Source organism: Paeniglutamicibacter cryotolerans, from assembly GCF_014190875.1.
GTDB lineage: Bacteria > Actinomycetota > Actinomycetes > Actinomycetales > Micrococcaceae > Paeniglutamicibacter > Paeniglutamicibacter cryotolerans.
The window spans coordinates 2,734,592-2,756,836 of sequence record NZ_JACHVS010000001.1; the positions used below are offsets into that span (position 1 = coordinate 2,734,592).

The window sequence follows — 22,245 nt, forward strand, 5'->3', positions numbered from 1 at the left end:
TCCGCCCTACTAACAGCCCCAAACCAACAGACTGTTGACTTGATGTGCCGCAGATGGCGGCCCACAGGGTGGACCGGGCAGAAAATGGATTTAACGACACGGTGAATAACTCAACACGTTCCACTGAATCAGGGGCCAAGGCCCCTGCCCAGACGTCGGAGAAGAAGCCCGCCATCTGGCTCTGGTCGCAGGCGATCCTCGATTCCTTCGCATGGGCCGTGGCGCTGCTTCTCGCCGTCCTGCTTCGCTATGAACTCGATGTGCGGCTGATCAACGCCCCCGGCCTGACGGTGCTGATCCTCGTGGCCATAGCGACCCAGCTGATCGCCGGATGGATGCTCTCGCTCTACCGGGGGGCCTACTCCTTCGGCAGCATCCAGGAGGCCCGGGTACTGATAGTGGCCACCGTCATCGTTTCGGCAGTGGTTTTCTGCGTCTCCTTCATCTTCATCAACGAGCTGCACGTGGCGCGCTCGATCAGCGCCATCGCCTTCCCGTTCGCCGCGCTGTTCATGGCAGCCGTGCGCTATGCCAAGCGGCTGTATGTCGAGGGAAAGCCGGTCTTCGGCGACGAGGCCCAGAAGACGCTGATCTACGGCGCCGGTTTCCTGGGCAACTCGCTGGTCACCCGCATGGTGCAGGATCCGGTGTCCCCGTACGTGCCCGTCGGGCTCGTCGATGACGACCAGTCCAAGAAGCACTTGCGGCTGAGTTCGGTCCCGGTCATCGGCCGCGGCGACGAGCTGCCTGAACTGATCAAGCGCACCAAGGCCACCGTGATCGTGCTGGCCATGGCCGATGTCGATGCCGAGCAGGTCCGCCGGATCTCCGACTCGGTCTCCGGGCTCGGGGTCAAGGTGCTGATCCTGCCGCCGCTGCAGGAAATGCTGACGGTGAACTCGGAAAACGACAACCATCGCGGCGGGCTCACCGATTTCCGCGAGATCGACGTCGAGGACCTGATCGGGCGCCGCCCGGTGGACATCCACGTCGAACAGATCGCCGGCTACATCACCGGCAAGCGCGTGCTGGTCACGGGTGCCGGCGGATCCATCGGCTCCGAGCTCTGCCGCCAGCTGCATGGGTTCGACCCGGCCGAGCTGATCATGCTCGACCGCGATGAATCGGGCCTGCAGCACACCCAGTTCTCCATCTTCGGACACGGCCTGCTCAACGACGAGACCACAGTCCTGGCCGACATCCGCGACAGCGAATCACTGCTGCGCATCTTCGAACAGCGCCGCCCCGAGGTCGTCTTCCACGCCGCGGCGCTGAAGCACGCCCCGCTGCTGCAGCAGTACCCCTCCGAGGCCTGGCAGACCAACGTGCTCGGATCGTTGAATGTGCTCAATGCGGCCCGCTCGGTCGACGTCGAAACGTTCGTGAACGTGTCCACGGACAAGGCAGCCAGCCCCACCACGGCGCTGGGCCACTCCAAGCGCGCCGCGGAAAAGCTGACCGCCTGGATGGCCGAGGCCACCGCTCGGGCCTATGTATCGGTGCGGTTCGGAAACGTGATCGGCTCCCGCGGCTCGATGCTGCCGCTGTTCACCGACCAGATCAACAAGGGCGGGCCCGTGACTGTCACGCACCCCGATGTCACCCGCTTCTTCATGACCATTCCCGAGGCCTGCCAGCTGGTGATCCAGGCGGGCGCCATCGGCGACGGGGGAGACGTGTTGATCCTGGACATGGGCGAACCGGTGCGCATCCTTGATGTGGCGAAGCGGATGATCCAGATGTCCGGCCGCAAGATCGAGATCACGTTCACCGGACTGCGTCCCTCGGAGAAGCTGCACGAGCAGCTGGTCGGCGACGATGAGAAGAAGGATATCGACCTCCACCCGAAGATCTCCCACACCCGCGCCCGCTCGTTGAGCCCGGAGGCCCTGGACTTCGAACTGTGGCTGCGGCGCTGCAGGGAGGAAGCTGGGGAATCGAACCCGAGCATCGACGATTCCGACGGCGACGTGGCGGCCGGGGCATGATCGGCCCCTCGCCGGCCGTTGCCGTCGGGGCAGTGGCCCTGGCCCTGGCCCTGGCCCTGCCGCTCGCTGCGCGTCCGCTGCTCCTGCGCGCCGGCGTGATCGACGTGCCCAACGCCCGCTCATCGCACCAGCGTCCGACGATTCGCGGAATGGGCATCACCACCGCGGTGGCCCTCATCGGCGCCCTGGTAGTTGCGCTGTTCATGCCCCAGGGCAGCGGTCAGGGAGCTCCTGGGGCCACCCTGCTGATGGTCATCCTGCTCTCCTGCGCAGCGGCTGCCGCCGTAGGCTGGGTCGAGGACATCCGTGGCCTGGGCATCAAGGTCCGCGCGGGTCTGCAGCTGGGCATCGGTGCCATCGCCACGGGGGCCGTCGCCTTGGCTGACACTGCAGGAAACCAGCTCTGGTGGATCCCCGCTGGCGCCGTGGCGGTAGCAGCCTTCGTCAACGTAGCCAACTTCATGGACGGGCTAAACGGAATCTCCGGGTTCCAGGGCCTGATCATCGGGGGATTCTATGCCTATGCCGGTTACCTGACCGGCCACAACTGGCTGATCTATGCCGGTGTTGCCATCGGGCTCGCTTTCGCCGGTTTCCTTCCCTGGAACCTGGGGCCGGACAACGTTTTCCTCGGTGACGTGGGAAGTTACCTGTTGGGTGCCTCGATTTCGGTGACTGCCATGACTGCTTTCCTCTCGGGAGTGCCGGCAGAATACGTCTTTTCGCCAGTGTTAATTTACCTGGCTGATACCTTCGTCACATTCCTGCGCCGGCTGAAGTCGGGGGAGCCGGTCTACCTGGCTCACCGCCAACACGCATACCAGAGGCTGACCGATGCTCCCATGAGCCACCTGCGGGCTACGGCGGTGGTATCGACCGCTACGGTGCTCGTCAGTGCGCTGGGCGTGATTGCCGCTAGCGAAGGCGGTCTGATTCAGGTGGTCGCCAGCAGCCTGTGCCTCGTTGTGGTGTACGCCTACCTGCGCTCTCCGGAGTTCTTTGCACGTCTGGCGCCGTCTCGCAAATAGGTACCCCGGGTCCACGTCACAGTTCTATCTCGTGTAGAATCCAAGGGTGCTCCTTACGAGGTGTGCCACCACCCCAAACACCACATCAGGGCCATCCGCGGCGTTGCCGCAGATGATCCATTAGACGGGATTCCCATGAATATGAGCCGCAGACGTGCGGAGGCCTCCGGCGCAATTGCCGCCTCCGACGCCCCTGCTGGACCGTGGCTCGGGATCCTTAAAACCTGTCTATCCTGGACCGTTGCCGCTTGCGCGGCGGCTGCACTGGCGGCCTTGTTTGTCGCCGGCCCGTTCGCGGCAGCCAGCGTCGGCCTCGCGGCCCTGCTGGTCATCGTCTTCTTCGGGATCAGCCTGCTGATAGCCGAGGTGGTTGGCCGGATCAGTCCCGGTGCGGCACTGGGTGCCTTCATAATCACCTACATGGTGAAGGTCTTTGCCGTGGGGTTCACCCTGCTGGCCATTGGCCTGCCCGGATGGGTCGACCAGCCATGGTTCCTCTGGAGTGCACTGGGTGCTGTGGTGCTGTGGCAGGCCGGTGAAATCCGAGCCTTCTCCAAGGCCCGGATGCCGGTCTTCGACTCCGAGGCCGCGTCGGCGACCACGCTGAAAGCGGGGGAGCCAGACCATGGATAAACCACAGGACTCCCCGGAGCCGGTAAAGCGTCGTGGACATGACTTCCTGACCTACATTATTGGCGGAATCATCGCGTGGGGTTTGATAGGGTTGGCTCTGGATCATTTGTTGCATACCCGTGGGATTGTGATTGCTGGCGCCCTTCTGGGTGTGGTCGGCGGATATTACCTCGCACGGTTTCACCAGAGGCACCGCCGCCCGGATGAAGCCCCGCATCAATGAATAAAACCACGAGAACTTCACCTGGTGGACGTCTAGCGACGAGCCGCCATAACTGCCCCATGACCGAACCTGCAGAGAGGACAGCGCGTTGACCGCGTTTGCGCTTCCGACGGCCACTGACCAATACGTCCCGCCGACAATTTCCGACACCCACCTCCCCGAGGTGTTCCCTTGGATGGCCGAATACGGAACAGGCTTCGGCAAGCAGATGATCATGATCATCCTGTCGATCATCCTGATCACCGTCTTCTTCAAGATTGCCATCCGCAACCCGAAGCTGGTTCCCGGCAAGGTTCAGTACTTCGCTGAATTCTGCTACGGCTTCGTGCGAAACTCCATCGGCCGCGACATCGTGGGCGAAAAGAACTTCGCACCGTGGGTGCCCCTGCTGTTCGCGACCTTCTTCTTCGTCCTGCTGAACAACATCTTCGGTGCCATCCCGTTCCTGCAGCTGCCGTCGTTCTCACACGCGGGCAGCGCCTATGCGATCGCCATCATCATCTATGTGACGTGGATCGCCGTGGGTATCAAGAACCACGGGCTGCGCTACTTCAAGCTGGCCGTCGTCCCTAGCGGCGTCCCGGGCTGGATCATGCCGCTGATGGTGCCGCTGGAAGTCATCTCCAACTTCATCGTCCGCCCGCTGACGCACTCGTTGCGTTTGATGGCGACGATGCTTGCCGGCCACATGATCGTGATGCTTGCAGCATCCGGCGCGAGGTACCTGATCGTTGTGCAGGATTCATTCCTGCTCAACGCCACCGGCGTGCTGGTGATCGTCGGCTCGGTTGCCATGTACTTCTTGGAACTTCTCATCATGGTCCTGCAGGCCTTCGTCTTCACCCTGCTGACCGCCATCTACATCCAGGGTGCCCTGGATGCCGACGCGCACTAACATCAGCACGCGTCACACCCCCTAAGTTTTCCCGTCATCGGGAATGACCTCACAACCTGCCGGTAAAGTGCCGGTATCTTGAAAGGAACGAAATGGTACTCCACGGTTCGCTCAACATGATCGGCTACGGCCTGGCTGCAATCGGCTCGGCCATCGGCGTAGGCATGATCTTCGCTGCTTACATCAACGGCGTTGCCCGCCAGCCGGAAGCTGCCCGCATCCTGCAGCCCATCGCCCTGCTTGGCTTCGCTCTTGCCGAAGCCCTGGCCATCCTGGGCCTGGTCTTCGCCTTCGTCATCGGGGCCTAGTGCAGTCGCGGTCCTTTCGGGGGCCGTACCTGTCGGACACATTCAGATAAGGATGAGTGAGAAATGATCAGCTCAGATATGATCCTCGCTGCCGGAGAGGCGGCCAACCCGCTGCTGCCGAACTGGTGGGAAGTGCTCGTCACCGCAGTTGGATTCATCGTTTTGGTCTACGTGGTGACTAAGTTCATCGCACCGGCCTTCGAGAAGTCCTACCAGGACCGCGTGGCCGCCATTGAAGGCGGCCTGGAAAAGGCCGAGGCCGCGCAGAACGAAGCCAACGAACTTCTGGCCCAGTACAAGGCCCAGCTGCTCGAGGCACGCACCGAAGCCAACGGCATCCGCGAGGAAGCACGCAACGAAGGCGCAGCCATCCTTGCGGACCTCAAGGAGAAGGCAGCATCGGAATCCGCACGGATCACCGAGCAGGCCCACACGCAGATCGAAGCAGAGCGCGTTGCCGCTGTTGCCTCGCTGCGCAATGAAGTCGGCACGCTGGCTACCTCCCTGGCAAGCAAGATCGTTGGGGAAGCACTCAATGACGACGAGCGTTCAGCTCGGGTTGTCGACCGCTTCCTTGCCGACCTGGAAACTCAGCAGAACGCAGGTGCATCGAACTAATGGCAGGTGTATCGAGCGAGTCACTGGCCGCGGCACTGAAGTCGCTGGAACCCAAGCTTGCAACCGCGTCCCTCGCATTGGCCGAGGACCTCTTCGGCGTCCTGGATATCCTGGACAGCAATGCCGGCTTGCGCCGCGCCCTGACTGATCCGGCCCGCGAGAACAATGAAAAGGCCGGACTTGTTTCCCGCCTGCTGGACGGAAAGGTCTCGGCGGATGCCAAGGACCTGTTCGCCGGTCTTGTCTCGTCACGCTGGAGCTCGGCACGTGACATTGGAGATGCGCTGGAAACCCTGGCGGCAACCACGGCTATCGCCGTTGCCGAACAGGGCAGCGGCACTGCCGGATTGGATGGCCTCGAAGGAGAGCTGTTCCAGTTCATCCGTGTTGTTGGGTCCAGTCATGATCTGCAGCGTGCGCTCGATGACGCGCAGGCAACGGTAGAGGCAAAGAGCGCCCTGGCGCTCAAGCTTGTTCCGGGTGCCAGCGCTGCTGCGCAGCTGCTGATCCGCCAGGCCGTGGTTGCCCCTCGTGGGCTCAAGCCGGCGGCACTGGTGCAGCGTTTCGTGGAATTGGTTGCCCGACGGCAGCAACGGTGGATTGCCGAAGTCAGCGTCACCCGTGACCTGACCGAAGAGCAGCTCAGCCGTCTGCAGGCAGGCCTGAACAACCTCTATGGTCGCGAATTGAAGCTCAATGTCAACGTCGACCCGACATTAGTTGGCGGAATCCGCGTAGTGGTTGGTGACGAGGTTGTTGACGCAACCGCGGCCACCCGCCTTGCGGAACTCCGCCGCCGGTTGGCAGGCTAGGTAGACCCTTTACGGGTCTGCCTGCCAGCCAGTCCACCACAGACTGAATCAAACATCGGTTACCGATCCTTGGAACACCAAGAAGGTAATCACAACTTAGGAGAGCAGGGACTGCAGATGGCCGAATTGACCATCAACGCCGACGACGTCCGCAATGCCTTGAATGAGTTCGCGGCGTCCTATGAACCGGGCAATGCTGAGCGCGTCGAGGTTGGCCGCGTGACCACGGCAAGTGACGGCATCGCCAAGGTGGAGGGCCTTCCCTCCGTCATGGCAAACGAGCTTCTTCGTTTCGAAGACGGCACCCTGGGCCTTGCCCAGAACCTTGATACCCGCGAAATCGGCGTTGTCGTCCTGGGCGACTTCACCGGCATCGCCGAAGGCCAGGAAGTCCAGCGCACCGGAGAGATCCTCTCCGTTCCCGTTGGAGACAAGTTCCTCGGCCGCGTCGTCGATCCGCTCGGTGAGCCGATCGATGACCTGGGACCGATCGAGTCCGAAGGCCGTCGTGCCCTCGAGCTTCAGGCCCCGGGTGTCACCGAGCGCAAGTCGGTTCACGAACCGCTGCAGACCGGTATGAAGGCTATTGACGCCATGATCCCGATCGGCCGTGGCCAGCGTCAGCTGATCATTGGTGACCGCCAGACCGGCAAGACGGCCCTGGCCGTCGACGCCATCATCAACCAGAAGGCCAACTGGGCTTCGGGCGACACGACCAAGCAGGTTCGTTGTGTCTACGTGGCCATCGGCCAGAAGGCATCGACGATCGCCGCTGTTCGTCAGACCCTTGAAGACCACGGCGCGCTGGAATACACCACCATCGTGGCGTCCCCGGCATCCGACCCGGCTGGCTTCAAGTACCTGGCACCGTATGCCGGCTCGGCCATTGGCCAGCACTGGATGTACGGCGGCAAGCACGTTCTGATCGTGTTTGACGACCTGTCCAAGCAGGCTGAAGCGTACCGCGCCGTATCGCTGCTGCTGCGTCGTCCACCGGGACGCGAAGCCTACCCGGGTGACGTGTTCTACTTGCACTCCCGTCTGCTCGAGCGTTGTGCCAAGCTCTCCGACGCACTGGGTGCGGGTTCGATGACCGGTCTTCCGATCATCGAAACCAAGGCAAACGACGTCTCGGCCTTCATCCCGACCAACGTCATCTCCATCACCGATGGGCAGATCTTCCTGCAGTCGGACCTCTTCAACGCCAACCAGCGTCCCGCCGTGGACGTCGGCGTGTCGGTGTCCCGCGTTGGCGGTGCCGCACAGGTGAAGTCGATGAAGAAGGTCTCCGGTACGTTGAAGCTGGAACTGGCCCAGTACCGCGACATGCAGGCATTTGCCATGTTTGCCTCGGACCTGGACGCCGCTTCCAAGCAGCAGCTGACCCGTGGCGCACGCCTGATGGAACTCCTCAAGCAGGGACAGTACGCACCGTTCCCGGTTGAAGAGCAGGTTGTCTCCATCTGGATGGGCACCAACGGCTTCCTGGACGATGTTCCGGTTGAAGACGTTCGCCGCTTCGAAACCGAGTTCCTGGACCACCTGCGTCACCGCACTCAGGTCCTGACCACGTTGGCACAGACCAACAAGCTCGAGGACGATACGGTCGCAGCCCTGAAGTCGAACATCATCGACTTCAAGGCCGGATTCTTCAACGAGGGCGACGACCTGCTGGTCGCCGCCGGACACGAAGAATTCGATGCCCTGGCCGAATCGGCCGTAGACCAGGAAAAGATCGTCAAGCAAAAGCGCTGACATCTTCCATGACCGGGTTGCCGGCCGTACGCGGCCGGCAACCTAGTCAGGGATAAGGAAAGGACAAACATGGGAGCCCAGATCCGGGTCTACCGCCAGAAGATCGCTTCGACGTCGTCGATGCAAAAGATCTTCAAGGCGATGGAACTGATCGCTACTTCCCGTATTGGAAAGGCACGTGCACGTGTCTCGGCATCGTTGCCGTATTCCAATGCGATCACCCGTGCTGTTACCGCCGTCGCGTCCCAGGCCGAGGTCGACCACCCACTGACTACCGAGCCGGAGCAAATCCGTCGCGCGGCAGTCTTGGTGATGACTTCGGACCGCGGACTTGCCGGGTCCTACTCCGCCAGCGTCTTGAAGCAGGCAGAGCACCTCATCGAATTGCTTCGTGGAGAAGGCAAGGACGTCAAGACCTATCTGGTCGGCCGCAAGGCCCAGGCGTACTTCGACTTCCGCGGTCGCGATTACGCGAAGGTGTGGACCGGTGGAACCGACGCCCCGGAATTCAAAACGGCACATGAACTTCGCGAAGCCCTCCTCGAGGATTTCGCCACCGAGTTTGAAGAGGGTGGCGTGGAGGAAATCCACGTCGTATACACCCAGTTCAAGTCGATGGTCGTTCAGGAACCGACAGTCATTCGTTTGCTGCCGCTGGAAGTAGTTGAGGAAGAAGTCGAATCCTCAGCCGACCTGTTGCCGCTGTACGAATACGAGCCGGAACCTGAGCAGGTCTTGGATGCCCTGCTTCCGCGGTACATCGAGTCACGTATCTTCAATGCCATGCTGCAGGCGGCCGCTTCCGAGCTCGCCGCGCGCCAGCGTGCCATGAAGGCCGCCGGCGACAACGCCAGCGACCTGATCAAGAAGTACACGCGTCTTCGTAATAACGCCCGTCAGGCCGAAGTTACCCAGGAGCTTTCCGAGATCGTTGCGGGCGCCGACGCGCTCAACGCTTCTTAGCAGCCCGATCCATACTTACCCCCATGCCATCTACACAAGTGAAGTGAGAGAGATGACTGCCCAACTCAACGAGCAGGGTACCGCAGCGAAGGCCGGAGCCACCGGCCGCATCGCGCGCGTTATCGGCCCGGTTGTCGACGTCGAATTCCCCGCCGACGGCCTCCCCGCCATTTACAACGCTCTGACCACCGAGATTACTCTCAACGGTCGGACCACTACCATCACCTTCGAGACCTCCCAGCACCTGGGTGACGGCGTCATTCGCGCCATCGCCCTGCAGGCTACCGACGGCCTTGTCCGCGGTTCCATCGTGCAGGACCTCGGCGCCCCGATCACCGTGCCTGTTGGCGACGGCGTCAAGGGACACATCTTCAACGTACTGGGCGAGCCCCTGGACGTTCCGGCCTCGGAACTCACCGTTACCGAGCGCTGGCCCATCCACCGCAAGCCCCCTGCATTCGCAGCGCTTGAGGGCTCGACCGAAATGCTGGAAACCGGCATCAAGTCGATTGACCTTCTGACCCCCTACATCAAGGGTGGAAAGATCGGCCTGTTCGGCGGCGCCGGCGTCGGCAAGACCGTGCTGATCCAGGAAATGATCACCCGTGTTGCACGTAACTTCGGCGGTACCTCGGTATTCGCCGGTGTTGGCGAGCGTACCCGTGAAGGCAACGACCTCTGGGTTGAAATGGAAGAGGCAGGCGTTCTGAAGGACACCGCCCTTGTATTCGGCCAGATGGATGAGCCGCCGGGAACGCGTCTGCGCGTTGCACTCTCGGCCCTGACCATGGCGGAGTACTTCCGCGATGTGCAGAACCAGGACGTGCTGCTCTTCGTTGACAACATCTTCCGCTTCACCCAGGCCGGTTCCGAGGTGTCGACCCTTCTGGGCCGCATGCCTTCGGCCGTGGGCTACCAGCCGAACCTGGCCGATGAGATGGGACTCCTTCAGGAGCGCATCACCTCGACCAAGGGCCACTCGATCACGTCGATGCAGGCCGTTTACGTGCCCGCTGACGACTACACCGACCCGGCCCCGGCAGCTACCTTCGCCCACTTGGATGCGACCACGGAACTTTCCCGTGAAATCGCCTCCCGTGGCCTGTACCCGGCCATTGATCCGCTGACCTCCACGTCGCGAATCCTTGACCCGCAGTACGTCGGTAACGACCACTACAACACCGCCGTGCGCGTCAAGCAGATCCTTCAGAAGAACAAGGAACTGCAGGACATCATCGCGATCCTCGGTGTCGACGAACTGTCCGAAGAGGACAAGATCGTCGTGTCGCGTGCACGCCGCATCCAGCAGTTCCTGTCCCAGAACACCTACACTGCCAAGCAGTTCACCGGTGTCGAGGGTTCGACGGTTTCCATCCGCGACACCATCGAAGGCTTCACGGCCATCTGCGACGGCGACTTGGACCACATTGCGGAGCAGGCGTTCTTCAACATCGGCGGTCTTGACGACGTCGAGCGCCAGTGGGCCAAGATCCAGGAACAGACCAAGTAGCCATGGCTGAACTCGAAGTCGAAATCGTCGCGGCCGACCACTTCGTGTGGTCGGGAGCGGCGACCTTGGTCAAGGCACGCACGTCCAACGGCGAGATCGGCGTACTGCCGGGCCACAGCCCGCTTCTGGCCGTATTGGCCGCCGGCGAGCTGGAGATCGTGCCCGTGAGCGGCGCGCGCTTCACGGCCGAGGTCGACGGGGGATTCTTCTCCGTGGACCAGGACCGCGTGGTCATCGTCGCAGACAATGCGCAGCTGGCCGGTTCGGCCTCGGCAGGAACCCGATAGTCCTGCCTTGAAAGATGCCGGCATGCCACTTCTCATCTTGGCCGCGGCCCTGCTGCTGGTCCTGATGATGCTGGGTGCCATGGGGGTGCGCCGTTTTCAACTGCGGCGCACCCTCGGCACCTTCGACGCCTCCATCTCCACCGTCCCCGGGCGCTGGACGATGGGGGTTTGTCGTTATGGCGAGGGAGAGCTGGCCTTCCTGCGCCTCTTTTCCGTTTCCCCGATTCCGGTCCGGCGTTTTGTCCGTAGTTCGGTTGAACTACAGGGTTGGCGCAAGCCGGAGGAGGCGGAACACGGCAAGGTGCAGCCCGGCTGCGTCATCGTGAAGATGGAGTACGAGGGGCAGTCGGTGCTCGTGGCAATGGACTACGGAGCCTATAACGGTCTGAGCGCCTGGGTCGAGGCTGGCCCCGCAGTCGGCATCGGAGTCTGGCGCTGAGGTTCGAAAGCATAAAGGAAGGGCCCGTACCGTGAGGTACGGGCCCTTCCTTTTGCCATTTGGGGCCCTAGGGACCATCAAACAACGCTCGGGGTGTCTCAGAGACCGACGACGCCGGTGGCCTGGGGCCCTTTGGCGCCTTCGCCGATCTCAAACTCGACACGCTGGTTTTCTTCCAGGGTGCGGAAGCCATTGGTCTGGATTTCCGAGTAGTGGACGAAAACGTCCCCTTCGGCACCATCCGGAGTGATAAAGCCGAAGCCCTTTTCGGCGTTAAACCACTTCACGGTTCCCTGAGCCATGTATTTCTCCTCATTGCTGTGTAACTGAACGGCCGGCACACCGTGTGCCGGCCGTGGTGGTGCCGAGCGGGATGCCGCTTTCTTGCGAAAGGCCGAGATCCGCACCTGCAACCAGCTTTGCAGGTACGCTAAACACCAAAACAAAGACTGCGTCCAGCATCACATATGGCTGTGACCTAGGTCAACGTATGTGTCAAAGATTTCTTTCAGGGGGTTTCCCCAGCAAGACGCCCCGCCGGTAGGTGCGCTCGAGGCCGAGGTCCTCATTGAGGACCAGCAGGTCGGCGACGAAGCCCTGGTGCAGGCGGCCTGCCTCATCGGAGAGTCCGAGAACCGAGGCCGGAACGGCCGTTGCCGAGGCAATCGCATCGTGCAGCGGTACTCCTGCCGCAACGGTTCTCTGCACCACCTGCAGCATCGTTGCCGTGCCGCCGGCCAGGGCGCCGTTGGAGGTCAGGCGGGCCTCCCCGTTGAGCACTGTGACCTGGGCCGGTCCCAGCTCGTAGGACCCGTCGCGCAGGCCGGCTGCCGCCATCGAATCGGTGACCAGGGCGATGGAGCGGGCGCCGATGAGGCTGAAGAGGGTGCGGACCATGTCCGGCGCCAGATGGGTGCCGTCGGCGATGAGCTCCACGATGACGTGTCCAGCGACTGCGAGTTCCAGGCAGGCCCCCACTGGCCCGGGGGAGCGGTGGTGCAGCGGGGGCATGCCGTTGAAGAGGTGGGTGATGGTGGGGTTCTCGGTGAAGCCGTCGAAGCCGGCCGATGCCAGTTCCTCGCGGGCGAGGTTCAGCGAGTCCGTGACCGTCGCGGCATCGGCGTCGGTATGACCCAGCGACGGCACCACGCCCTGGGATGCCAACTGCTCCACCAGTGCCTCGGAACCGGCCAGCTCGGGGGCGTAGGTCATCGTACGCAGCTGGCCCTGAGCCGCACCGATGAGCTCATCGACGAAGTCCGGGTCCGGGTCCGAGAGGAACGCGGGATCCTGGGCCCCGCAGCGTGCGTGCGAAAGGAAGGGGCCCTCGGAATGGATGCCCGCCAGATCTCCGGATTCGCAGAAGCCGGCCAAAAGCGCCGCCTGTTCCAGCATTTTGCTGCGGTCCGCTGTGACCAGGGAGGCCAGCAGCGTGGTGGTTCCCGAGGCATGGAGGAAGTCGATGGCTGACCGGATCTCTTGGGCCGTTCCGCCGGGGAAGTCCCCGCCGACGGCGCCATGGCAATGCAGGTCGATCAGCCCGGGCACGATGGTGTACCCCTCGGGAAGCCGGGTCAGCTCGTAATCGCTGCGCTGATCCCAAAACGCGAATTCGGTGGGGTTTCCGGCGAAGGTAATGCGGTGCCCCTCGACGGCGATCACCGAGTCCTCCTTGAGTCTTCCGTCGCTGATGACGCGGCCGGCAAGGGCGAATCGGAGTGCTGGGGTGATGGAAGTCATGGTTCCATCTTATGGCGTGGCGGGCTAGAAGAGTCGGGAATCGCTGTCGTCCACGCCGCGCATGGCATCGTAGTCCAAGACCAGGCACTCGATGCCCCGGTCCGTGGCCAGTGTGCGCGCCTGCGGTTTGATCTGCTGTGCGGCGAAGACGCCACGGACCGGAGCCAGCAGTGGATCGCGGTTGAGCAGTTCCAAATAGCGGGTGAGCTGTTCCACGCCGTCGATGTCGCCTCGGCGCTTGAGCTCGATGGCCACGGCCGAGCCCTTGGCGTCGCGGGCCAGGATGTCCACCGGGCCGATGGCCGTCATGAATTCGCGGCGCACCAGCCGGAAGCCGTCGCCGAGCAGGTGGATCTGTTCGGCGAGCAGTCGCTGCAGGTCCGATTCCACGCCGTCCTTGATCAGTCCAGGGTCGATGCCCAGATTGTGCTGCGACTCGTGCTCGACCTCGTAGATCTGCACCACTAGGCGGTCGTCTGACTTCGAGTGCTGCACGTGCCATAGGGCGGTGATGCCGGCCTCGCGCTGTTCCTCGTCGGGCTCGACGACGCGCATGACGGCAGGGGGGCTCATCCAGTTCAGCGGCTTGTAGGATCCGCCGTCGGAGTGGATCAAGACCGAGCCGTCGGCCTTGACCATCAGCAGTCGGGTGGCAAGGGGCAGGTGGGCCCGCAGGCGGCCCTCGTAATCAACGGAGCAGCGGGCAATAACTAAACGCACAACGTGCACTCTACCGTTTCGGGCAGGGTCGTCCGGACCGGCTGTTGGATCGGCTGTCCTTGGCAGGTCGGGCAGTGGGGCAGAATTAAGGTATGTCCCGTTCGAATCGCCCGCGCCGTTCCGCCGCGCCAGCCACCCGTGGCGGCCGCGCCAACAAGTGGACCAAGCCCCCGGGGGAGGAGCTCCCGCTCGAGCGCACGCGCTTCGGTGTTCCCCAGTTACAGGATGCCCCGGATGGCCAGTGGCATGTGCGCAGGATCTCGCCTGTCAACGCCGCTAAGGCCTATAAGTGCCCGGGGTGCGGGCACCAGATCCCCTCCGGGGTGGAACACATTGTGGCCTGGCGCTCGGACCACTGGTCGGGCGAAGTGGCCTCGGCCAATGCACGTCGACATTGGCACTCGAACTGCTGGAAGTCACGCAGCTACCGCTACTGAGGCCCGGTGCTTGCTGTGCGGTTCCTCCACGGGCCAGCGTGCCGAGGCCCGAACCGCAATAATCCTGCGTCGATGTGCCGGACCGAGGGGGCAACGCAAGAGCAATCCGGCGGCTTTTCGGGTGTGCGGCAGAGGGGGAAAGCCAGCGTCATGCATGCATCGGGGAACCTGCCCCTCGGCAGCGTGGCTTTCGCACCGGCCGCGGCAGCGGCTCCGCCCAGGGCCCTACGGGTGGCGCTCCGTGGTTCCGCAGCCCACCCCAAGGTGCTGGCAATCATCGGTCAGGACGGAGAAATGCCGGAGCACCGATCCTGAAAATCCGGTCATGAGCATTAATTTTCCGGCCTTGAAGGACCCAGCGGCCTCGAACCGGAAGAAGGCCCTGGCCGCTGCCCAGGGCCTGGCGAAGGCGGAACGTGAAAACTTCGACTCCCACCCGAGGGGTATTTCCATCGGGCCAGTCGTGATCCGGTGTCCGACGCATCTGGGGTGAACTGCCCGGCGTACCAGTGCCGGTGCGCAGCGGTCGCCATGCGCTGATCCGTTCGGCGTCTGTGGCCTTCTGCGGGCTACTGACGCCAGGAGATTCACCGCGGAGCTGAAGACCGGCAAGGAAGCGGGCAGCTGCACGTTCCTTGGTCAGGATGAATTGACGACGAAGCCCGCCCTCCCGCAAGGGTGTGGTGCGGACCTGAATGGGTGCGTCCATGACGGGGCTGGTGCCGGGTGCCCGCCCGATAGCCCGGCTTGCTGCAGCCCCGGAACCAGATGGCAGCCCGCGTTGAGTTGCACCAGGAACGCCGCCACAGAACCAACGGACGGAAGCTGGCGCGCGGCAAGACCGGCAAAGACAACGCGGGACTGGTATTCAAGAGGCCGGACAAGGAAAGCAAGGCCACGCTTTTCGATGAGGGGGCAACGGCGAAGCGTTTAGCGCGGTGGACATCGGCCGGCTGCGGTGATCCCTGAGGCCTGGCCGAACACCGGGAAGACCAAGCTCCGGGACGCCACGGTAAACCTGCGCTTCGGTCTGACCAGCTACTCGGGCCAGGCGGGCACGTGGCAACGGCCAGGGCGCTGAAAGTACTGAGGCAGTGTAAAGGCGGATCGCTGCCCGCGGCCTCCTGGATCTGCTGCTGATGCGCTTGCGGTAGCGCAGCGGAGACCCGGTGGCACCGGGACGGACCGAGCGGTTAGCGCTGGTCCTGCCGGGTAATGAAAACCTCGCGCAGCAGGAGCATGACAGCCGCTGCCATCGGAATGGCCATCAGCGCACCGGCAATCCCCAGCAGCGTTCCACCGGCAATCACCGAGATCACTGCCACTGCACCAGGTACGGCCACGGCCTTCTGCATGACCCGTGGCGAAACGAAATAGGCCTCAAATTGCAGGTAGGCGAAGTAGCAGATCGCGTAAATGACAGCTGTCTGCCAACCCACCGTCAAGGCGATCAGCGAGACCAGGATGCCGGCTATGACCGCGCCGACCAGCGGCACGAAGGCCAGGAGCGCCACCACCAGTGACAGAAGCACCGAGAAGGGGACGCCGACGATGGTCATCACGATGAATGCGTACGTCGCATTGAGCAGTGCCACGAAGGCCTGGCCCATCACGTAGTTGCCCACCGAGTTGGTGATCTCCTCGGCCAGGACCTGGACCCGATGCCGTGAAGAACGCGGTGCCAGCCGGTAGGCGAAGGACTTGATCGAGGGCATCGAAGCCAAGAAATAAATGGCCAATACCGTGATGGTCAGTGTGCCGAACATGCTCTGGGCGATGACCGAGCCCACTCCCAGTACACCGCCGAAGATCCCGCCTACGGCCCCGGAATCGGAGAAGAACTTGCCTATCTCCGTTTGCAGGCGCTGGCTAACGTGGAATTGCTTATCGATATTCATGAAGAACTCGGAGTGCAGGAACGAATCCACGAAGCCCGGGGCCTTGTCAATGAACGAAGAAGTCTGCGAGGCGATCTGCGGGATGATCGTCGCGAAGAATCCGCCGAGTACTGCCAAAGCCAGCGCCATTGTAATCAGCACCCCGACCGCGCGTTTGGCCCCGCGGCGTTCGAAGAAGCGAACGATCGGGTCCAGGCCCAGCGCAATGAACAGGGCCACCGCTATCCATATCAACAATTGTCCGACGTTTGTCAGCAGGTAGTAGCCCAGTAGCGCCAATCCGACTCCGACGGCAAAGAGGAAGCCGAGCTGGACCGGGTGCATCGGTTGGCGGGCCATGGCTGCCACGGTCGTGGAGTCGGCATCGTCCGGTTCCGGGGGGAAGCCGAAGTTTGCCGGGGGACGGACCCGGGTGGTGAAGGCCGTGGGGAGACCGCCGGTGAGCCGTTGCCACAAACTACGGGTCCGAACCGGGGCAGAACCGGCTTGGTGATTCGAGTCCGGGCCGGTCTCGGGCGATTCCGAAGCCGGCTCGGAATCCGGGGCATCGTCGCCCGGCTTTGAACTTCCGCTGTTGGTACTCACTGTTCGAGCCTATTGCTTGGAGCCACGATCCCATAGCTGCCGCGCGGGGACACAGCGGTTTGGTGTGGCGATTGACTCCGGGTGTCGATGACCACATTCGGGAACGTCCTCCCGGGGCCCTTCGTTACTATGGAAGCATGACCTGCCGCCGTTTTTCGCGCGGCGGACATGCTCCAGGCCGTTTCACGACCCCCTCCGTTAGGTGTTTTTGTGCGTAAGTTCTTCTCCGCGATTGCAGTCGTCGTGGGCCTCGTCGCCCTACTGCTGGGCGTCGGGCAGCGAACCATCTGGGCGCCGCCCGAGACGTTGACCGCCTCGATTGCGCAGGCTCCGAAAGGATCCCCGCTCACGGTGATCGAGTCCGGCGTCGTATCGGCCAGTGATACGCCGGTACAGCTGACGATCGAGTCCAAGGGCACCTTCAGCGCCTCGCTGGGCCGGGCCGAGGACGTCAACGCCTGGGTGGACGGGTCCGCCCACACCACCATCCGTGGCGTGGATAAGTCAAACCTGGTGCTCGACGCCGAATCGACGCCCGGCAAGGCCACCAGCCCCAATCCCGCCGGTGCCGACCTCTTCTACGGCTCGGAGACGGCCAAAGACACCATGACCTACCGCTGGAGCGCCCCGGACGACGGGAACTGGTCCCTGCTTCTTGCTGCCAACGGGAAAGCCGATGCGCCGACCAACGTCACCGTCTCCTGGGCCGGAAACACGGACACCCCCTTCTCGATGCCGCTGATCGTCGTTGGCTCCCTGCTGGTCCTACTTGGCCTCGCCGGGCTGCTGACCCGCGGCCGCGGCAAGGGCACCGCCAGCCGGGCGATGCTCGATTCCCCGCGCCGCGAATCCCGCGGCCAGACGGAAGGCAGCGGAAACGGCACGGCCAAACGCCTTGCCGCCGGCGCCACGGCCCTGTCGCTCTTGGTGCTGCCCGCGTCTCCGGCCTTGGCTGTTGGCGCCGCTGTATCGGTCGTCGACGGCGGTACCGCCACCTCGTACCCGGTGCTGATGCCCGAACAGCTCAAGCGCATCCTTGATTCGGTGTCGACCACGGTGAGCGAGTCCGACAAGAAGCGCGACGCCAAGACACTGGGCTACCGTGCCGCCGGTGGGGCGCTGCGCCTGCGCAAAGCGAACTACAAGCTGCTTTCTGACGGGGTGAAGGTCCGCGTGGCCACGCCGTTCTCCGTTGATGTGATCCGTTCGGCCGCTGTCACCACCAGCACCGATTTCCCGCGCAACATCATGATCGTCACCGCCAAGGACAACAACCCGGAGACCATCCCCTCGGTCCTGGCGCTGACTCAGAAGACCCCGTGGGACAACTACAAGCTGGTCTCTGCCCCGGCCATGCTGGCCGGAGCCACATTCCCGGGCATCGGTGTCGGTGATTCCGCCGTGCAGAGCCTGAAACCGGGGGACAAGACGCTGAAAACCAGCCCCGAGGTCGCCCTGACCCAGCTGGCCAACGTGCTGGATAACGACAAGGCCAAGGAAAAGGCCGACTTTGCCGATAACCCTTACATCAAGATCAACGCCACCGAACAGGCTGCACTGGCCAAGGCAAATGCGAAAAACGCCGTGGTGAAGTTCGATCGCACAGTGATTCCGGCCGACACCATGGTGCTCTCGGCGCCCGACGGCGGCGCGGTGGTCATGGGCCAGCTGACCAGCACCACCACCGTCACCCCGAAGGAGCTCGGAGGCAAGGTGGTCCTCGACTCGATCACCTCCAAGATCACCGGGGTCAAGGAGACCGACAAGGGCATCGTGGTCTCCTACGGCGAGTCGATGCTGCTATACGTCCCGGCAGCCGGTAGCGCGGACAAGATCCGGCTGGTGGCCGTGGAATCGATCACGCTGGGTGCCCAGCTCAAGAAGTAGGGCCCTGAAGGGCCCCTCGGCGTCCGCCCCCGCAGCCACCACGGCGTGCGGTGGCGGACGCTTTTTCGTGCAGCCGGGGTCATACGGCATAAAGTAGAGTCATGACGAGCCTGCCTGAACCCACCGCCCCTTCGTCCCGCGGGGCGATTGACCTGACTTCACTGCAGCACCATGCACCGGAACCCGTCGACGACTACCCGACCGGACCGGCCTGGGTGCGCACGGCAAATACGCAGAACTTCCCCGAGATCGTTGCCCTTTCCCAACAGGTGCCCGTCGTGGTGTCCCTGGGCGGCCCGCGTTCCGACGTGTCGCTGCAGCTGGATGGCCTGCTGGCCCGGGCCGTGAACGCCCGCGGCGGCAAGTTCGTGCTGGCCACGGTCGACGCGGAGGCGGAAGCCGCCATTGCGCAGGCCTTCCGGGTCACCCAGGTCCCGGCCGTCGTCGCGCTGATCAACGGACAGCCGGTACCGATGTTCCAGGGCATGGTCGAGCCGGAGCACATCGACTCGCTGCTCGACGAACTCCAGGGCTTGGCCCTGCAGAACGGTGTGGTCGGAGAAGCCCAGCCGATTCCGGCACCGGGCACCCCGGCGGACCTGCCGGCACCGCTGCCGCCGCTGCACCAGGCAGCCCTCGACGCCCTCGCGGCGGGGGACTTGGACGGAGCCGAGGCCGCCTACCGCAAGGCGCTTGCCGAAAAGCCGAACGACGACGATGCGGCTGTGGGACTGGCCCGGGTGCAGCTCCAGCAGCGCACCGCCGGCGCCGACCTGAACGTGGCCCGCGCCGCGGCGGCCGCCGATCCGGATGACCTCCAGGCCCAGTTGGCCGTTGCCGACTTGGACATGCTCGGCGGCCACGTGGAGGATGCCTTCGCCCGGCTGGTCTCGTTCATCGGGCGCAGCGCCGGCGAGGAGAAGGAAGCTGCGCGGGGCCGCCTCATCGAGCTCTATTCCGTCACCGGGACCACCGACGAACGCGTCGTCGCCTCCCGGCAGAAGCTGGCCCGCGTCCTGTTCTAGGCCCGAGTTCTAGACCCGAGCCGGCCGGGCCGCGGCGCCCCGGTTGTCCGTTGCGGACGGCCGGGGCCCCGTGCCGTCTCAGCTAAAGGTCGATCCCCGGATTACTCCCGAAGGATGATCCGCTGCGGCACCGGCCGATGCTACGTTCATTGCATGAGTAGTGAACACGTCACATCCCCGCCTGCGCCGGCGCTGTCCATCAGGGGCCTGGGCAAGCGCTTCGGCGACAAGATCGCGGTCAACGGGATCAGCCTCGATGTCCCCTCCGGTTCGTTCTTCGGGCTCGTAGGACCCAATGGCGCCGGCAAGACCACCACGCTGTCCATGGCCACGGGGCTGTTGCGCCCCGACGCGGGTACGGTGGCCATCCACGGGGTGGACGTGTGGAGCGAACCGCTGAAGGCCAAGTCCTCCCTGGGCGTGCTCGCAGACGGGGTGCGCCTGTTCGACCGGCTCTCGGGGCGCCAGCTGGTGACCTACTCCGGGCTGCTGCGCGGCATGGACCGCGAGACTGTTGCGACGCGTACCGAGGACCTGCTGCGCGTGCTTGACCTGCAGGAGGCGGCGGACAAGCTCGTCGTGGACTACTCGGCGGGCATGACGAAGAAGATCGCCTTGGCCACCGCGCTGATCCATTCCCCCCGCGTGCTGGTGCTCGATGAGCCGTTCGAGGCGGTCGATCCGGTCTCCGCGGCAAACATCCGCGACATCCTCAGCGACTACGTCGGGCACGGCGGCACGGTCATCGTCTCCTCGCACGTGATGGACCTGGTCCAGCGCATGTGCACCCACGTGGCGGTCATTGCCGGCGGCAACCTGCTTGCCGCAGGGACGGTGGACGAGGTGCGCGCCGGCGAATCACTCGAAGACCGCTTCGTCTCGCTCGTGGGCGGGCGCGGAACGAACGAGGGGCTCTCGTGGTTGCACACCTCCTAGCCCTGAAATGGCGCCTGCTGCGTAACGGCTTCAAACGCAGCCCCTGGCAACTGGTCGGATTCATCATCGGCGGTCTGTACGCGCTGGGCGTCGTGGTGCTGCTCGTTGCCGGACTGTTCTTCCTGGGTAACGAGGGGCCGGCCTTCACCTCGATGGTGCTGACACTTGCCGTGTCGGCGATGCTGCTGGGCTGGACGCTGGTCCCGGTGCTGGCCTTCGGCGTTGATTCAACGCTCGATCCTTCGCGCTTCGTGACGTTCACGCTCGACCGCAGGCAGCTGGTCATCGGCCTGCTGCTCGGCGGGTTCATTGGCATACCCGGCCTGCTCACGCTGCTGCTGTTCAGCGCGCAGGCGCTGGCCTGGCGCAGTTCGCCCGCAGCAGCAGCAGCGGCGCTGACCTGCGGCGTGCTCGCGGCAGTGCTGTGCTTGGCAGCGGCCAGGCTGAGCACCACCGCCGCCACGGCGCTGACCTCCAACCGGCGCTTCCGCGATATCGCCGGCGTGCTGCTGATCATCCCGCTGTTCCTGCTGGGCCCGATCCTGACCGGACTCGGCAACGGCTTCGAGCAGGCGCTGGGCTGGCTGCCCAAGCTTGCGGCCGTGCTGGGCTGGACGCCGCTGGGCTCCTTCGCCGCGGTGCCGGCCGACATCGCCGCAGGTGCCTGGGGCATCGGCGCCCTGCGCTTCGTGCTTTCACTGGGCTACCTCGCCGCGGTGGTCTGGCTCTGGCAGCTGCTGCTGTTCAGGGCGCTGGAGAATCCGCCGGCGGTGGCATCCGGCGGCAAGGGCGCCAAGGGCCTGGGTGCCTTCGCCCGCTTCCCGGCCGCACCGTGGGGCGCCGTGGCTGCCCGCGCCCTGATCTACTGGCTCAAGGACCCGCGCTATGCGGCGAGCATCGTGATAGTTCCGCTGCTGCCGGTGATGTTCTGGTTCATCGGCAGCCAGACCGAGAGCTACGGTCTGCTGATGTACGTCGGCCCGATCATCGCCGTGCTGATGGCCTTCAGCATTTCGGCCGACGTTTCCTACGATTCAACGGCCTTCGCGCTGCACGTGACATCCGGGGTGCGCGGGATGGCGGACCGCGCCGGTCGCGTGGTGGCCTGTGCGCTGCTCGCCGTTCCCGTGGTGCTGCTGGCCACCGTGCTGCCCCCGGTGCTCTCCGGTCGGCCCGATCTGCTTCCCGGGCTGCTCGGGCTCTCGCTCGGGGCCCTGTGCACCGGGTTCGGCGTTTCGTCAGTGGCATCGGCGCGCTTCACCTATGCCGTGCCGATGCCGGGGGAGAGCCCGTTCAAGACGCCTCCTGGCGCCGGAGCGCGCATGGCGCTGGTGCAGTTCGCCACCTTCGGCATCATGGGCCTGCTGATGCTTCCGGAAATCGGCTTGATGGTGGCATTCCTGATCACCGGCAACGCGTTGTTCGGTTGGCTGGTGCTGGCCACCGGTGGGGTGCTGGGAGCGGTGCTGATGGTCCTCGGCATCCGCCTGGGTGGGCGCTGGCTCGACTCGCGGATGCCGGAGCTGATGCAGGCCACGATGGTCAACCGCTGAGCTGC

The 22,245-nt window shown here is 64.1% G+C and carries 24 protein-coding genes; 20 read left to right on the forward strand and 4 right to left on the reverse strand.

What is annotated here, in order from left to right:
- The first annotated feature begins 101 nt into the window (after nucleotides 1-101).
- The 13 genes from E9229_RS12560 (at nucleotide 102) to E9229_RS12620 (ending at nucleotide 11,459) form a co-directional block, all read left to right on the forward strand.
- The gene (locus E9229_RS12560) at nucleotides 102-1,988 is read left to right on the forward strand and encodes a polysaccharide biosynthesis protein (protein WP_312855681.1); all 1,887 of its coding nucleotides are present in this window, start codon (nucleotides 102-104) and stop codon (nucleotides 1,986-1,988) included.
- Nucleotides 1,985-3,016 carry an MraY family glycosyltransferase gene (locus tag E9229_RS12565; RefSeq protein WP_183511650.1) on the forward strand — a complete coding sequence of 344 codons (1,032 nt, stop codon included), beginning with the start codon at nucleotides 1,985-1,987 and terminating at the stop codon, nucleotides 3,014-3,016. The genes E9229_RS12560 and E9229_RS12565 overlap by 4 nt, the downstream gene beginning before the upstream one ends.
- A gap of 141 nt (nucleotides 3,017-3,157) precedes the next feature.
- A complete protein-coding gene (locus tag E9229_RS12570) occupies nucleotides 3,158-3,649 on the forward strand; it encodes a hypothetical protein (protein ID WP_183511651.1) in 492 nt (163 codons plus the stop codon).
- Nucleotides 3,642-3,872, forward strand: a complete 231-nt coding sequence (locus E9229_RS12575) for an AtpZ/AtpI family protein (RefSeq protein WP_183511652.1) — start codon at nucleotides 3,642-3,644, stop codon at nucleotides 3,870-3,872. The genes E9229_RS12570 and E9229_RS12575 overlap by 8 nt, the downstream gene beginning before the upstream one ends.
- A gap of 88 nt (nucleotides 3,873-3,960) precedes the next feature.
- Nucleotides 3,961-4,767 (forward strand): F0F1 ATP synthase subunit A, encoded by an 807-nt coding sequence (gene atpB, locus E9229_RS12580; RefSeq protein ID WP_183511653.1) that lies wholly within the window; start codon nucleotides 3,961-3,963, stop codon nucleotides 4,765-4,767.
- 92 nt (nucleotides 4,768-4,859) lie between these two features.
- On the forward strand, nucleotides 4,860-5,075 hold the full coding sequence (locus tag E9229_RS12585) for an ATP synthase F0 subunit C (RefSeq protein ID WP_183511654.1): 216 nt from the start codon (nucleotides 4,860-4,862) through the stop codon (nucleotides 5,073-5,075).
- Between the two features lie 63 nt (nucleotides 5,076-5,138).
- Nucleotides 5,139-5,693 carry a F0F1 ATP synthase subunit B gene (locus tag E9229_RS12590; RefSeq protein ID WP_183511655.1) on the forward strand — a complete coding sequence of 185 codons (555 nt, stop codon included), beginning with the start codon at nucleotides 5,139-5,141 and terminating at the stop codon, nucleotides 5,691-5,693.
- Entirely contained in the window at nucleotides 5,693-6,505 is an 813-nt protein-coding gene (locus E9229_RS12595; RefSeq protein WP_183511656.1) for a F0F1 ATP synthase subunit delta, read from the forward strand. The genes E9229_RS12590 and E9229_RS12595 overlap by 1 nt, the downstream gene beginning before the upstream one ends.
- A gap of 117 nt (nucleotides 6,506-6,622) precedes the next feature.
- Complete coding sequence (gene atpA, locus E9229_RS12600) at nucleotides 6,623-8,260, forward strand: F0F1 ATP synthase subunit alpha (protein WP_183511657.1); 1,638 nt, start codon at nucleotides 6,623-6,625, stop codon at nucleotides 8,258-8,260.
- Nucleotides 8,261-8,329: 69 nt separating this feature from the next.
- On the forward strand, nucleotides 8,330-9,223 hold the full coding sequence (locus E9229_RS12605; protein ID WP_183511658.1) for a F0F1 ATP synthase subunit gamma: 894 nt from the start codon (nucleotides 8,330-8,332) through the stop codon (nucleotides 9,221-9,223).
- 52 nt (nucleotides 9,224-9,275) lie between these two features.
- Nucleotides 9,276-10,733 (forward strand): F0F1 ATP synthase subunit beta, encoded by a 1,458-nt coding sequence (gene atpD / locus E9229_RS12610; RefSeq protein ID WP_183511660.1) that lies wholly within the window; start codon nucleotides 9,276-9,278, stop codon nucleotides 10,731-10,733.
- A gap of 2 nt (nucleotides 10,734-10,735) precedes the next feature.
- Nucleotides 10,736-11,020, forward strand: coding sequence for a F0F1 ATP synthase subunit epsilon (locus tag E9229_RS12615; RefSeq protein ID WP_183511661.1), 285 nt, complete (start codon nucleotides 10,736-10,738; stop codon nucleotides 11,018-11,020).
- 22 nt (nucleotides 11,021-11,042) lie between these two features.
- Entirely contained in the window at nucleotides 11,043-11,459 is a 417-nt protein-coding gene (locus tag E9229_RS12620) for a DUF2550 domain-containing protein (protein WP_183511662.1), read from the forward strand.
- 98 nt (nucleotides 11,460-11,557) lie between these two features.
- On the opposite strand, the gene E9229_RS12625 is transcribed toward E9229_RS12620, so the two are convergent.
- The 3 genes from E9229_RS12625 to nucS all read right to left on the reverse strand — a co-directional run bounded on the left by E9229_RS12625 (nucleotide 11,558) and on the right by nucS (nucleotide 13,919).
- Nucleotides 11,558-11,761 (reverse strand): cold-shock protein, encoded by a 204-nt coding sequence (locus tag E9229_RS12625; RefSeq protein WP_183511663.1) that lies wholly within the window; start codon nucleotides 11,759-11,761, stop codon nucleotides 11,558-11,560.
- A gap of 193 nt (nucleotides 11,762-11,954) precedes the next feature.
- Nucleotides 11,955-13,199 carry an N-acetylglucosamine-6-phosphate deacetylase gene (locus tag E9229_RS12630; protein ID WP_183511665.1) on the reverse strand — a complete coding sequence of 415 codons (1,245 nt, stop codon included), beginning with the start codon at nucleotides 13,197-13,199 and terminating at the stop codon, nucleotides 11,955-11,957.
- Between the two features lie 24 nt (nucleotides 13,200-13,223).
- Nucleotides 13,224-13,919, reverse strand: coding sequence for an endonuclease NucS (gene nucS / locus E9229_RS12635; RefSeq protein ID WP_183511666.1), 696 nt, complete (start codon nucleotides 13,917-13,919; stop codon nucleotides 13,224-13,226).
- Between the two features lie 92 nt (nucleotides 13,920-14,011).
- Between nucS and E9229_RS12640 the strand changes: the two genes are divergently transcribed.
- The 3 genes from E9229_RS12640 to E9229_RS12650 all read left to right on the forward strand — a co-directional run bounded on the left by E9229_RS12640 (nucleotide 14,012) and on the right by E9229_RS12650 (nucleotide 15,325).
- Nucleotides 14,012-14,356: a hypothetical protein gene (locus tag E9229_RS12640; RefSeq protein ID WP_183511667.1), complete on the forward strand. Its 345-nt coding sequence runs from the start codon at nucleotides 14,012-14,014 to the stop codon at nucleotides 14,354-14,356.
- A 325-nt stretch (nucleotides 14,357-14,681) separates the two neighbouring features.
- Complete coding sequence (locus E9229_RS12645; RefSeq protein WP_183511669.1) at nucleotides 14,682-14,849, forward strand: hypothetical protein; 168 nt, start codon at nucleotides 14,682-14,684, stop codon at nucleotides 14,847-14,849.
- A 275-nt stretch (nucleotides 14,850-15,124) separates the two neighbouring features.
- Nucleotides 15,125-15,325, forward strand: coding sequence for a hypothetical protein (locus E9229_RS12650; RefSeq protein WP_183511670.1), 201 nt, complete (start codon nucleotides 15,125-15,127; stop codon nucleotides 15,323-15,325).
- 224 nt (nucleotides 15,326-15,549) lie between these two features.
- On the opposite strand, the gene E9229_RS12655 is transcribed toward E9229_RS12650, so the two are convergent.
- Nucleotides 15,550-16,839, reverse strand: a complete 1,290-nt coding sequence (locus E9229_RS12655; protein ID WP_312855682.1) for an AI-2E family transporter — start codon at nucleotides 16,837-16,839, stop codon at nucleotides 15,550-15,552.
- A gap of 210 nt (nucleotides 16,840-17,049) precedes the next feature.
- On the opposite strand from E9229_RS12655, the gene E9229_RS12660 reads away from it, so the two are divergent.
- From E9229_RS12660 to E9229_RS12675, 4 genes are all read left to right on the forward strand, one after another.
- Nucleotides 17,050-18,726, forward strand: a complete 1,677-nt coding sequence (locus tag E9229_RS12660) for a hypothetical protein (protein ID WP_183511671.1) — start codon at nucleotides 17,050-17,052, stop codon at nucleotides 18,724-18,726.
- 101 nt (nucleotides 18,727-18,827) lie between these two features.
- Nucleotides 18,828-19,751, forward strand: a complete 924-nt coding sequence (locus tag E9229_RS12665) for a co-chaperone YbbN (protein WP_183511672.1) — start codon at nucleotides 18,828-18,830, stop codon at nucleotides 19,749-19,751.
- A 153-nt stretch (nucleotides 19,752-19,904) separates the two neighbouring features.
- Complete coding sequence (locus tag E9229_RS12670) at nucleotides 19,905-20,687, forward strand: ABC transporter ATP-binding protein (RefSeq protein ID WP_183511673.1); 783 nt, start codon at nucleotides 19,905-19,907, stop codon at nucleotides 20,685-20,687.
- A complete protein-coding gene (locus E9229_RS12675; protein ID WP_183511674.1) occupies nucleotides 20,669-22,240 on the forward strand; it encodes a transporter in 1,572 nt (523 codons plus the stop codon). The genes E9229_RS12670 and E9229_RS12675 overlap by 19 nt, the downstream gene beginning before the upstream one ends.
- The last annotated feature ends 5 nt before the right edge of the window (nucleotides 22,241-22,245 follow it).